Below are 12344 nucleotides of genomic sequence, written 5' to 3'. Positions count from 1 at the left end.
TGCAAGCACTACTTCTGGGCGACGAGGTTCTTCAGGACGAGGTCGGACAACTGGACCACAAGGGCACGAAGCCTGACATTTTCCTCGATCAGCGACGCCAGCGCGGCGCTCACGTCGGAATCGGGTCCCTCGTCTTCATCGTCGAGCGCCGATGAAGGTCCGAAGCGGTGCTTCTGGTTCCCGGACGTCGGATACGCATTCCCCATAACTAGATCCCCTGGCACGAACTCACCCCAGCCAAGTCGTATGCGCAGGATTGGCTGAGTCGGCGTCAAAATTTGGACATTTCGAAGGGGAAACGACAGCGCTGCTGCAGCGAATTGCTGGCGTAGATTGCCGAAATTGCAAATTTGTTAAGCATTTGCTTTCATACGGACTACGAAGGTGCAGGTAGCGCGGCGGCGCGGACACCTTTTTTTGCAAGTTAAATCTGACCAGCGCGGTCAACTCAGTTCCCACGGCATGCCCGTGGCCGAGAACGCGCGCCGATGAAACAAAGCGAAGCACGTGCCCTGATACTCCAGCAGTGGGATGACTGGATACTGACGCACGCGATCGATCCTGGCGGACCCACCGGCAAGGACTCGCTGCGATTCTTCTACGAGCTGCAGGACGACGGGTCGCCGCTGTTGGATTTCCAATCTCGCGGGCAGGACAAATGGCGCATCATTCACGGCTGGCTGCTCGGCGCCGGGCGATTGTCCGATCATTGGATGATGCCTTCGCCACGAATCATACCCACGCGCAAGCCGCGGTCGGCGCGCGGCAAGTCCGGGGCGAAAACGTGAATCGGCCTCAGCTTGAAGCCGCCAGCGCGTGAACCGAGAACATCCCGCCCTTGTCGGTCCAGGATTCCCGCACCTTCCAGCCCGCCCCACGCGCCAGTGCGGTGAAACGCTCGAAGCTGTACTTGTAGCTATTCTCCGTATGGATGCTCTCGCCGGGACGGAACGAGAAATTGTGCCCGAGCACGCGCACGTTCTGCGCCTTGCGGCTGATCAGGTGCATTTCGATGCGATGGCGGTCGCGATTGTAGATCGAGCGATGGGTGAAGGCGGAGAGGTCGAAATTGCCGCCGAGCTCGCGGTTGATGCGCACCAGCACATTGAGATTGAAGCGCGCGGTGACACCAGCTGAATCATTGTAGGCGTCATAGAGCACGCGCTCATCCTTCTCGAGGTCGACGCCGATGATCATCTGCGCGCCGTCGCCGAGGATCTCGCGGGCGGTGCGCAGGAAGGCGCTGGCTTCATGCGGCTCGAAATTGCCGAGCGTCGATCCCGGAAAGAAGCCGAGCTTCGGCATGTTGGCGATCTCGGCCGGCAGCGCAAACGGTGCAGTGAAATCGGCGGCCACCGGATAGACGTTGAGACCGGGGGAGTCCTTGCGCAGGGCATCGGCCTGCGCCTTGAGAAAGTCGCCGGATATATCAACCGGGACGTAGGCGCCGAAGTCGCTGCGTTCCAGCAGCAGGCGCACCTTCGTGGTGGCGCCGGCGCCGAATTCCACCAGCGCCGCGCCCTTCGCGATGATCGCGGCAATCGCATCGCCGCGGTCGCGCAGAATGCCCAGTTCGGTACGGGTCGGATAATATTCCGGCAGCACCGTGATCTGTTCGAACAGCTCCGAACCCGTGACGTCGTAGAAATATTTCGGCGACAGCCGTTTCGGATGCCGTGCGAGGTTGCCGATCACGTCTTCTGCAAATGCGGAAGTCTGTTCGTCGAACTCGTGCGTTTGGGCCAAAGCGGGGGCGTGCACATTCATGATACTCTCCTGAACGCGCTTCCCGGCGCGCTTGATCGTCGGTTGGGCATGATCTGGTTTCGAAAGGCGTTACGCGCCATTCCGGATCATGCTTGAGAAAAGTCAGGCGTAGTCTGCAAGGCGCAATCCCGTGAATTGCCAGCGGTGGTGCGGATAAAAGAAGTTGCGATAGGTGATACGGCTGTGTGCGGCCGGAGTTGCAAGCGAGGAGCCGCGCAGCACCAGCTGGTTGACCATGAACTTGCCGTTATATTCGCCGAGCGCGCCTTCGATGGCGCGATACCCGGGATAGGGTGAGTAGGAACTGCGGGTCCACTGCCAGACGATGCCGAACGCATCGTTCAGCAGGCCGGCACGTGCCGCGACTTCCCATTCCATCTCCGTCGGCAGATGCTTTCCGCTCCAGCGCGCGAACGCATCCGCCTCGTAATAACTGACATGGCTGACCGGAGCGGACGGATCGATCGGCTGCAATCCGCCGAGCGTCATGATCTTCCATTCGCCGCCGACCTGGCGCCAATGGCCGGGCGCCTGCCATTGCTCGTTGTTCACGGCGGCAAAACCGTCCATCAGCCACAGCGTCGCCGTCGCGTAACCGCCGTCCTGCATGAAGGCGAGCCATTCGGCATTGGTGACGAGGTTGCGGTCGAGTTTGACCGGGCCGACCAGTGCGCGGTGCGCCGGCTTCTCATTGTCGAAATGAAAACTGTCGTCGGTATGCCCGACAGTATGGATGCCTTCGTTGAGGGCGATCCATTCGTCACCGCCCCGTGTCGGGGCAGGGAAGCGCCACGCCGCATCATAGGCCGGCGGGATCGGGTTCTGGGCGAAGGCATGCAGGATGTCGGTCAGCATCAATTCCTGATGCTGCTGCTCGTGGTTGAGACCGACTTCGACCAGCGGTACCAGTCCGGTAAGGACGTCCTCGCGCGCGGTCTGGAAGAATTTGACGACGGCGGCATCGACATGGCGCCGATAGGCGGTGACTTCATCTGCGCTCGGGCGCGTGAGGTGACCGCGCTGGTGGCGGGCATGGCGGGGGCCGGCACTGACATAATAGGAGTTGAACAGGAAGGCGTAGTCGGGGTGAAAAACCCGATAGCCCTCGCAATGCTCGCCGAGCAGGAATTCCTCGAAAAACCAGGTGGTATGAGCGCGGTGCCACTTTGCCGGGCTGGCGTCCGGCATCGACTGGATCAGCTGATCCTCGGGGGACAGGGGTGCGGCCCGGCGCTCGGTCTCGTCCCGGACCGCGAGATAGGCGTCGACCAGCCGCTGGGCGAGGGTGCCGGAATCGGAGAAGAGTGACGGGGTGGGGGTGGCTAACGCGGCCGCGGTTACTGATTTCGTCACTGGTGGCTCCGGTTCGGGAGAGAACGTTTCTCTGGCAGACAGGTTCCTGACGGACAGTCCGTCCTAGATAGGGGTTCCCATCCGGGAAAAAAGCCTCCCGGCGCCATGATATTGATGCCATCAGACTATGAGCCGACCGGCCTTTTGGGCCCCGCGTCAAGGCCGCGCATGCCAGCTCCTCGCCATTTTACTTTGGATGCACAACGGTTTGGGCTACATATATGACCAGTATCGGGTTAAATCGGACGAGCCGGCCCGCAAGGCTTAGCCGCAGGGGACCGTGCCCCAAAAGGAAGCGAATATGAGCATCGAGCAATTCATCGACAACGAAGTGAAGTCGAACGACGTCGTGCTGTTCATGAAGGGAACGCCGCAGTTTCCGCAGTGCGGTTTCTCGGGGCAGGTGGTCCAGATCCTCGATCACGTGGGCGTCGGCTACAAGGGCCTGAATGTTCTGGAGTCCGCCGATCTGCGCGACGGCATCAAAACCTACTCCAACTGGCCGACCATTCCGCAACTCTACGTCAAGGGCGAGTTCGTTGGCGGCTGCGACATCGTCCGCGAAATGTTCCAGGCCGGTGAACTGCAGCAGCTGCTGGCCGACAAAGGCGTCACCGTCAACACGGCGGCTTCGGCCTGAGTTCGACCGCGCGCCAGATCGGCAAGGCGCGGCTGGAAGTCATCGTTGCCGACATCACCAGCTTGCGCGTTGACGCCATCGTCAACGCCGCGAATTCGTCCCTGCTCGGCGGGGGCGGCGTCGATGGGGCAATCCATCGGGCGGCTGGACCTGAGCTGTTGGCCGAGTGTCGCACGCTGAATGGTTGCGCGACTGGCGATGCCAAAATCACCCGCGGCTACCGGCTGAAAGCCCAACATGTGATTCACACAGTTGGACCGGTTTGGAACGGCGGTAACCTTGGCGAAGACGATTTGCTCGCCTCGTGTTATCGCCGCTCGATCGAACTTTGCCGGAAGCACGGTCTTGCCTCCGTGGCTTTTCCGGCGATTTCAACCGGCATCTATCGCTTCCCCGCCGAACGCGCGGCCGGGATCGCGGTCGCAACCGTGGTCGATGCGCTGGCCACGGCACCTGAAATGACCAGCGTGATTTTTTGCTGCTTCTCCGAGGATAGCGCCCGCCTGCATGAATCGGCGCTGGCCGCGTTTGGTAGCCCTTGTGCCTGATGATAGGCGACCGCTACACTCCCCGGGCGAATTCCGGGGAGGGGTCCAATGAATTCACGTCAACTGCTGTGCGCGTTCGTTGGTGGCGCGCTGATGTTGGGCGTGCCGCCGCTCGCCCGCGCTCAAGGCACCTTCGACATGCCTGCGGGAGCACGTTTCAATGAAGCAAAACTCGCCAAGATCAGCGAGTTCTTCGCGAACGAGGTCGCAACCGGCAAGATCGCCGGCGCGAATGTGCTGATCCAGCAGCGCGGCAAGCCGGTCTATCATCAGACCTTCGGCGTGCAGGACGTGGTCTCCAAGACGCCGATATCAGACAAGACCATCTTCCGCCTGTCATCGCTGACCAAGGCGATCACATCAGTCGTGGCGATGCAGCTGATCCAGGACGGCAAGATCAAGCTCGATGATCCCGTCTCGAAATACATTCCGTCCTTCGCAAACATGAAGGTCGGGGTGGAGAAAAAGGCCGAGGACGGCAACAGGACGCTCGAACTGGTGCCGACGACCCGGCCCATTACCATCCTCGACCTGTTGCGTCACACCTCCGGCATCACCTATGGCTTCTATGGCGAAAGTCTGGTGCGCAAGGCTTACAAGGAAGCCAACATCTATGCGGGCGAATTCGACCTCGCCGAGTTCGCCGAACGGATCGCCAAACTGCCGCTGCACAACCAGCCGGGCGCGCTCTGGCAATACGGCCATTCCACCGACATCCTGGGACGGATCATGGAGATCGTGTCCGGAAAATCATTGCTCGAGATCGAGAAGGAAAAGCTGCTCGATCCGCTCGGCATGACCGACACCGGCTTCTTCGTCACCGAACCGGAGAGGTTGCAACGGCTCGCCCAGCCGGTGCCAAACGACAGTGATTTCCGTGTCGGCCGCCAGTACCGGACCGAGGTTCGCCAGAAATGGGAATCCGCCAGCGGCGGCATGGTCTCGACCATGTCGGATTTTTCGCGCTTTGCGCAAATGCTGCTCAACGGCGGGACGTTCGAGGGCAAGACCTATCTCAGCCCGAAGACGTTCGAAATGATGGCATCGGACCATACCGGCAAGAGCTCCGGCGTCGAGCGGGACTATTTCTATTTTCCCGGTGACGGCTTCGGCATGGGGCTTGGGTTTGCCGTGCGCACCGATCCCGGCAACGCCAAGCCTCCGCCGCCGGGATCGCTGGGCGAATTGAAATGGGACGGCGCCTCGGGTTGCTACATGGTGATCGACCGCAAGCAGGAAATGCTTTTCGTATTGCTGGAACAGACCCCCACCGAACGGCAGCGCGTTCAGCGCACCCTCAAGCAGTTGGTTTATGAAGCGATGGAGAATTGACGGCGTGAGGCTCCGCGGTCTTTTCGTCGCGGCGCTGGCCGCATTCGTCGTCCTGGTCTCGTCGCATGTCGTGCGTGCCAGCGAGCCTGTGCCGGGCGCGGGAAGCTTTTCGCGCGAAGGCCTGACGCGCGTCGGCGACTACATCCGCAACGAAATCGCGACCGGCAAAATCCCCGGTGCGATCCTGCTGATCCAGCAGCACGGCAAGCCGGTCTATTTCGAGAGCTTCGGCGTCCGCGACGTCGCGACCAAACTGCCGATGACCGCGGATACCATCTTCCGCCTCTATTCGATGTCGAAGCCGATCACCTCGGTGGCGGCGATGATGCTGGTCGAGGACGGCAAATTAAAGCTCGACGATCCCGTCTCGAAATACATCCCGGCCTTTGCGACGACAAAAGTCGGTGTCGAGAAGCGCGCCGACGATGGTACGCTGACGCTGGTCGAGGAGCCGCTCGAACGGCCCATTACGATCACCGATTTGCTGCGCCATACCTCCGGCCTGCCTTACGGTTACATGGGAGGAGGTCTCGTACGTGCCCGCTATGCCGAGGCTGGTCTCATCCGCCGCAACCTGACCAATGCCGAGTTTGCCGAGCAAGTCGCAAAACTGCCTTTGGTCGAGCAGCCAGGCACGCGATGGGACTACGGCTATTCCACCGACGTACTCGGTCGCGTGATCGAGGTGGCGTCGGGAAAATCCCTGCTTGAATTCGAAAAGGAACGGTTGCTCGGCCCACTCGGGATGAACGAGACGGCGTTCATCGTCACCGATCCGACAATGCGGCCACGCATTGCCGAGCCGATGCCGACCGATCGCGCGGTCAGCCCGGTCACCAACGTTCGAGATCCGATGGAGCCGAGGAGGATGGAGTCCGGCGGCGGCGGCATGGTGGGTACCATCGGCGACTACGCTCGCTTCGCGCAGATGCTGCTGAATGGCGGCACTTTCGAAGGCCATCGTTACCTCAGGCCCGAGACGATTGCGCTCATGACGTCCGACCACATCGGCGCGGAAACGAAAATCGCGCGCGACTACGCTTACTACCCCGGCGAAACGAGCGGCTTCGGGCTTGGCTTTGCAGTACGCACGTCGGTGCCGCCGAACACGTCGTGGCCGCTGGGTGAATACCGTTGGGACGGAGTCGCGGGCACGTTCTTCTTCATCGACCCCAGGGACGATATGTTCGCGATCTTCATGGTGCAGACGCCGTCGCAGCGCGGACGGATTCAGCTTGCATTGAAGACGTTGATCTATCAGGCGTTGGGAAGGTAAGCGTTAAGCCCCGCGCACGATCTCGCGCACGAAACCGACCGTCTCCTCGATCATCGCGGCCGTCACGTCGAGATGGGTGCAGGCACGGATCCTGCCGTCCATCATCGCCAGCAGCACGCCGCGCTTGCGCAGAGCCTCGATCATCTTGTCACCCGGGATGCCGGCACCGTCAGGCTTGAAGAACACGAGGTTGGTTTCCGGCTGCTGCACCTCGACGCCATTGATCTGCGACAGCCCGCGCGCCAGCGCCCGCGCGTTGGCGTGATCGTCGGCGAGGCGGTCGACGTGATGGTCGAGCGCGTAGACGCAGGCCGCCGCGCAAATGCCGGCCTGCCGCATCGAGCCGCCCAGCCGCTGCTTCCAGCGCCAGACATTGTCGATGAAATCGCGCGACCCGGCGATGGCGCCGCCGACGGGCGCACCGAGGCCCTTGGAGAAATCGATCCACGCCGAGTCCCATCCCGCAGCCATGTCGCGCGCGGAAATTCCAGTGGCGACGCAGGCGTTCAGGAGTCGCGCGCCGTCCATATGCGTGACGAGCCCGTTGGCCTTGGCGATTTCGACGACCTCATCCAGGGCGGCCTTCTTCCAAATCGTGCCGCCGCCGATATTGGCGGTCTGTTCGACGCTGACGACGGTTTGCGGCGGCTGGTAGCGCGAGCGTGGGTGAAGCGCGGCCCGAAACGTCTCCGGCGAGAATTGCCCGTCGTCGCCCGGCAGTGGCGTGATCTGGAAGCCGCCGAGCGCGGCATGCGCACCACCTTCGCGGGCGATGATGTGCGCGCTGGCATGCGCCAGGATCTCGTCGCCCGGCCGGCACCATGCCAATGTCGCCGCGACGTTGCACATGGTGCCCGACGGCATGAAGACGGCCGCCTCCTTGCCGAGCAGGTCGGCGACGCGTTCGCAGAGCAGGTTGACGGTCGGATCGTCGCCGATCTGTTCGTCACCGACATCGGCCCGCGCCATTGCCTCGCGCATCGCCGGCGTGGGGCGGGTCTGGGTATCCGACAGCAGGTTGATACGGACCGGCGCTGCCTTGGGATCGCGCGGAGGAGGGGTGTAATAGGTCATTGGCTGGCTCTCGGTAGTTGCAAGACGGCGAGGAGACGGAGGAATTATCTGAAGCGCAGATTTTCGCGTGACAACTGGTCGATCGATCTGCACCCCATCAGCTTCATGTCGCGCTCGATCTCGGCCCGCATCAGGCCGAGTGCGCGCTCAACGCCGGCCTGGCCGGCTGCCGCGAGAGGATAAAGATAGAAGCGGCCGACGCCAACCGCTTTGGCCCCCAGCGACAATGCTTTCAGGACATGGGTGCCACGCTGGATTCCGCCGTCCATGATGACGTCGATCCGGTCGCCGACGGCATCGACGATTTCAGCCAGTTGATCGAACGCCGCCCGTGAACCATCGAGCTGCCGGCCGCCATGGTTGGACAGGATGATGCCGGTGCAGCCGATCTCGACGGCGCGTTTGGCATCAGCCACCGACATGATGCCTTTCAGGCAGAATTGTCCGTTCCATAGCTTCACCATTTCGGCGACGTCGTCCCAGGTCATGGAAGGGTCGAGCATTTCGGTGAAGTAGCGTCCGATCGACATGGCGCCGCCGCTCATATCGACGTGCTCGTCGAGCTGAGGCAGTTTGAAGCCCTCATGGGTGAGATAATTAATGCCCCACATCGGCTTGATTGCGAACTGGGCCATGCCGGCAAGCGTCAGGCGGAAGGGAATCGAGAATCCGGTACGCAAATCGCGTTCGCGGTTGCCGCCGGTGATGCTGTCCACCGTCAGCATCATGACGTTGACGCCGGCTTGCTTCGCCCGCTGCATCATGGCGCGGTTGAGGCCGCGGTCGCGGTGAAAATAGAACTGATAGACCTGCGGCGTATCGTGCGCTTTGCGCAATTCCTCGAGGCTGACAGTGCCGAGCGAGGAGACGCCGAACATCGTGCCGTACTTCGCCGCCGCCGCGGCCACCGCGCGCTCCCCGGTATGGTGGAACAGGCGCTGCAGCGCGGTCGGGGAGCAATAGACCGGCATCGCCAGTTTCTGGCCCATGACGGTCACCGACATGTCGATGGCCTCCACGCCGCGCAGGACGTTGGGGACCAGATCGCAGCGCTCGAAGCTTTGGGTATTCCGGCGCAGCGTTGCCTCGTCGTCGGCGGCGCCGTCGATGTAGTTGAAGATCGGGCCGGGCAAGCGCTGTTGCGCCAGCTTGCGGAAATCGTGGAAGTTGTGGCAGTCGCTCAGGCGCATGGGGCGTTCCCATTGGGGGCAGAAAAAAGGCCCCGGTTTTCCCGGGGCCTTTAATAACTCGAAAATGCGTTCCGATCAGCGCGAATAGAATTCGACGATCAGATGCGGCTCCATCTGCACTGCGAACGGCACGTCCGACAGTGCCGGGATGCGGGTGAACTTCGCCGTCATCTTGGAGTGATCGGCCTCGATGAAGTCGGGCACGTCGCGCTCGCCGAGCTGGACGGCTTCCAGCACCGGGGTGAGCTGCCTCGAGGATTCCTTGATCTCGACGACGTCGCCGGGCTTGACCTTGTAGCTCGAAATGTTGACGCGGCGGCCGTTCACCTTGATGTGGCCGTGGTTGATGAACTGGCGCGCGGCGAACATGGTGGCGACGAACTTGGCGCGATACACCACGGTATCGAGGCGGCGCTCCAGGAGGCCGATCAGGTTTTCACCGGTGTCGCCCTTCATCCGGCCGGCTTCGACATAGATGCCGTGGAACTGGCGCTCGGAAATGTTGGCGTAATAGCCCTTGAGCTTCTGCTTGGCGCGGAGCTGCACGCCGAAGTCGGACAGCTTGCCCTTGCGGCGCTGGCCGTGCTGGCCGGGGCCGTATTCACGGCGGTTGACGGGGCTCTTGGGGCGGCCCCAGATATTCTGGCCCATACGGCGATCGATCTTGTACTTCGCCTCACTGCGCTTAGTCATCGCGTCCTCTTGATAAGTTTGAGTTTTGAGGAAACGCGCCCTCCTGTGCGCCGGGAACTTCCCGGTGCCGACAGGTCCGCCTCGAAAGCTTCAAGGAGAACCACGGGTCGCGAAACGCAACGCGGGCCGAAAACGGCCCGCGAGCAAGCGGGTTATTAGGGGGGAAGTGCCCTTGTGTCAACGATAACAGGTGTCATTCCGGGATGGTCGGAAGGGCCAGACCCGGAATCTCGAGATCCCGGGTTCAATGCTTCGCATTGCCCCGGAATGACGGCCGGAGGCCGTCAAGTCGCGACCGCCCGGACCGCTTTTGGCTCGGTTTGCTGCCGATTCGAACGCAATTCGCCTGATATTTCGGTGTTTAGCACCTGTTCCAGCCGATTCAGCACCTTGGCGATCAGGGCGGCATCGGTAATCCGGTGGTCCCAGCGCAGCACGACGTCGATCGACTGGTCCGGTTTCTCGACCCCGTAGCTCAGGACGAACGGGCCCGGGCTCAGGGCGTGGAGCTGGCCGGCGCCATAGGCGGCCACCGACGTGACCCCGAAACTGCCGAAATAATTGGCGCGCTGGCGGCCGAAATTGAGCCCGATCGCCCAGAACAGCCGGCGCAGCGGCAGCGGCAGCCGGGTCGTGCGCAAGATTTTCCGGAACGCCGGCACCTGTTCGATCGGCGCCTCCTTGGCATGCCGGATCATCGCATCGACGTCCGCGAGCGACATTTCATCGGGGGCGGTGACCTTTTGCGGCAGCACGCAATCCTGGCCGTCTTCGACGCGCGCGATCGCCACCATCGCGACGCTGCGCGGCAGTTCGTAGAACGCAGGCGTTGGCCATTTGACGTAGAGCGTGCGCAGCACCGGTTGCTCCTTGGCGACCAGCGCGAACGCCTTGACGAAGATCGCCGCCCAGCCCGGCCGCATTGCGGCCTGCGCGCGGGCCTCCAGCAGGCCGCGGATATTGAGCGGCCGCGCCAGCGAGACAAACGGCACGCGGTTCGACGCATGCATGAGGTCAGCGATGAGACGGCGCGGCAATGTTATTTTTCGAACCGTTCCGCGCATGGCTCCGCTCAAGTTCCCGCAATCAGCAAATCAGAAAACCGGCGGGCCCGACGACCCGCCAATCCCTTGATGTAGCACGAACCGGCCGGTTTGACGCCAGAGCCTTTCCGTTTCGATTGCATCGAAACGGGGCTCCAGGTTCCTTATTTTGACGCGTTTTCTTGACGCGAACCGGGTCCACCCACGGATCAAGTCCGAGGGCATGCTTCGCTGGAAAACGCTACAGCCTCATGGCGCTGGTTTGGCCAATGGTTCGCCCGCCTTGACGACGTAAACCCCAAGCACTTTGAAGGGCTTGTCGCCGGCCTTGGCGTCGTGAACGGCGCCTTCCGGGATCTGGTAGGATTCGCCGGCCTTGATCTTCACGGGCGGCTGGCCGTCGATGATGAGCTCAAGCTCGCCTTCGAGCACATAGCCGGTCTCGGCGCCGGGATGGGTATGGCGGCCGGCCGCGCCGCCGGCAGGCACTTCCGCAATCGCGGTGACGGTGTTGTAGCCGGGCGGGAAGTCGAGTTTTTGCAGCGGGGTGCGCTTGATGCCGCTTTGCTGGGCAATCGCGACCCCGGCGCCGGCAAAGGCAATGACGGTCAGTCCGAGCAGAATTTTTCTGATCATGATGTTTGTTCTCCCTGTGGGTAAAGACTAGCAGCGTGACTGCGGTGGGCAAAGCGAAGCGGAGGTCAAATGAAAAATTCCGTTTGGCGGGGAGGGCGGATGCGCTGACAAGAATGACGCGAATGACAATGTAGCAAACGAGCGGCGATAATTCGCGATGCCGCGCTCGCGATGAAGTAGGGGACGCGGCATACTTATCTCTCTCGTCGTCCCTGCGAACGCAGGGACCCATACCGCGTGATCTCTCGATAAAGACTCCGTAGCAGAGACTATTCGCAAAACTTCTCCCTGTGGTTATGGGTCCCCCGATGCGCAATTGCGCATCTGAGCTCAAGGCCGGGACGACAGCGATGTTTGTCGCTGCACCGAGGTCAAAACGCAACTTCGCATTCTCGCGACGCATTGCGCCCGAGGTTTGCCAGAAGTTCCTTGCCCTCTAATCGAGAGGGCGCAGGGAAGACCGGGTGCGCGCTGCACCCGCGGTCTCGCGTGCGGTTTGCACAAAACAAAGTGCACACGAGCATACAGGGCAGCGGAGAACACCCGGCCTTCCCTGCGCAATGGCTTTACGGCTTATGCCGTGCTCTCCCCGGAGACGAGTTCTTGGTTGACTCCGTCGCCGCCGTTCCCGCTTGCGCTTCTCCGACAGCTTGACACCTGCAACGGGTGCCAGGACCACACGGTTTTGCCGTACGCTTATCCACGCCGTCGTCGAGGCGCAAACCAGCGTCCACCGCAACCCGCCCAACGTCCGTGACGACGGCCGACGCCCTTCTGAGTAGGACGGGATGG

Annotated in this window: 13 protein-coding genes; 5 read left to right on the top strand and 8 right to left on the bottom strand. The window is 62.0% G+C overall.

The window, feature by feature from the left end:
* Positions 1-8: 8 nt before the first annotated feature.
* Positions 9-206, bottom strand: a complete 198-nt coding sequence (locus JQ629_RS16850) for a hypothetical protein (RefSeq protein WP_212264386.1) — start codon at positions 204-206, stop codon at positions 9-11.
* 282 nt (positions 207-488) lie between these two features.
* Between JQ629_RS16850 and JQ629_RS16845 the strand changes: the two genes are divergently transcribed.
* Positions 489-788, top strand: a complete 300-nt coding sequence (locus JQ629_RS16845) for a hypothetical protein (protein WP_212264387.1) — start codon at positions 489-491, stop codon at positions 786-788.
* Between the two features lie 7 nt (positions 789-795).
* On the opposite strand, the gene egtD is transcribed toward JQ629_RS16845, so the two are convergent.
* Positions 796-1767, bottom strand: a complete 972-nt coding sequence (egtD, locus tag JQ629_RS16840) for an L-histidine N(alpha)-methyltransferase (RefSeq protein ID WP_212413624.1) — start codon at positions 1765-1767, stop codon at positions 796-798.
* 102 nt (positions 1768-1869) lie between these two features.
* On the bottom strand, positions 1870-3120 hold the full coding sequence (gene egtB, locus JQ629_RS16835) for an ergothioneine biosynthesis protein EgtB (RefSeq protein WP_212413623.1): 1251 nt from the start codon (positions 3118-3120) through the stop codon (positions 1870-1872).
* 301 nt (positions 3121-3421) lie between these two features.
* Here egtB and grxD point away from each other — a divergent pair, with 301 nt between their 5' ends.
* The 4 genes from grxD to JQ629_RS16815 are packed head-to-tail and all read left to right on the top strand — an operon-like array spanning position 3422 to position 6916.
* Complete coding sequence (grxD, locus tag JQ629_RS16830) at positions 3422-3760, top strand: Grx4 family monothiol glutaredoxin (protein WP_212264390.1); 339 nt, start codon at positions 3422-3424, stop codon at positions 3758-3760.
* Positions 3757-4308, top strand: a complete 552-nt coding sequence (locus tag JQ629_RS16825; protein ID WP_212413717.1) for an O-acetyl-ADP-ribose deacetylase — start codon at positions 3757-3759, stop codon at positions 4306-4308. The genes grxD and JQ629_RS16825 overlap by 4 nt, the downstream gene beginning before the upstream one ends.
* 48 nt (positions 4309-4356) lie before the next feature.
* Positions 4357-5640: a serine hydrolase domain-containing protein gene (locus JQ629_RS16820; protein WP_212413622.1), complete on the top strand. Its 1284-nt coding sequence runs from the start codon at positions 4357-4359 to the stop codon at positions 5638-5640.
* On the top strand, positions 5621-6916 hold the full coding sequence (locus JQ629_RS16815) for a serine hydrolase domain-containing protein (protein WP_212413621.1): 1296 nt from the start codon (positions 5621-5623) through the stop codon (positions 6914-6916). Before JQ629_RS16820 ends, JQ629_RS16815 begins: the two co-directional genes overlap by 20 nt.
* Before the next feature lie 3 nt (positions 6917-6919).
* Here the strand turns inward: JQ629_RS16815 and JQ629_RS16810 are convergent, their stop codons facing one another.
* The 5 genes from JQ629_RS16810 to JQ629_RS16790 all read right to left on the bottom strand — a co-directional run bounded on the left by JQ629_RS16810 (position 6920) and on the right by JQ629_RS16790 (position 11552).
* Positions 6920-7990, bottom strand: a complete 1071-nt coding sequence (locus JQ629_RS16810; protein WP_212413620.1) for a threonine aldolase family protein — start codon at positions 7988-7990, stop codon at positions 6920-6922.
* A gap of 44 nt (positions 7991-8034) precedes the next feature.
* Positions 8035-9180, bottom strand: a complete 1146-nt coding sequence (locus JQ629_RS16805; RefSeq protein ID WP_212264394.1) for an alpha-hydroxy acid oxidase — start codon at positions 9178-9180, stop codon at positions 8035-8037.
* A gap of 75 nt (positions 9181-9255) precedes the next feature.
* Positions 9256-9873, bottom strand: a complete 618-nt coding sequence (gene rpsD, locus JQ629_RS16800) for a 30S ribosomal protein S4 (RefSeq protein ID WP_192734154.1) — start codon at positions 9871-9873, stop codon at positions 9256-9258.
* A gap of 284 nt (positions 9874-10157) precedes the next feature.
* Positions 10158-10937 carry an acyltransferase gene (locus tag JQ629_RS16795; protein WP_212413619.1) on the bottom strand — a complete coding sequence of 260 codons (780 nt, stop codon included), beginning with the start codon at positions 10935-10937 and terminating at the stop codon, positions 10158-10160.
* 228 nt (positions 10938-11165) lie between these two features.
* Positions 11166-11552, bottom strand: coding sequence for a cupin domain-containing protein (locus JQ629_RS16790; RefSeq protein WP_212413618.1), 387 nt, complete (start codon positions 11550-11552; stop codon positions 11166-11168).
* Positions 11553-12344: the final 792 nt, after the last annotated feature.

Source organism: Bradyrhizobium sp. AUGA SZCCT0222 (assembly GCF_018130205.1).
In the GTDB taxonomy this organism is placed as follows: domain Bacteria; phylum Pseudomonadota; class Alphaproteobacteria; order Rhizobiales; family Xanthobacteraceae; genus Bradyrhizobium.
Note: the sequence above shows the minus strand (reverse complement) of the source record. Positions and strands in the feature narration are given on the sequence as shown.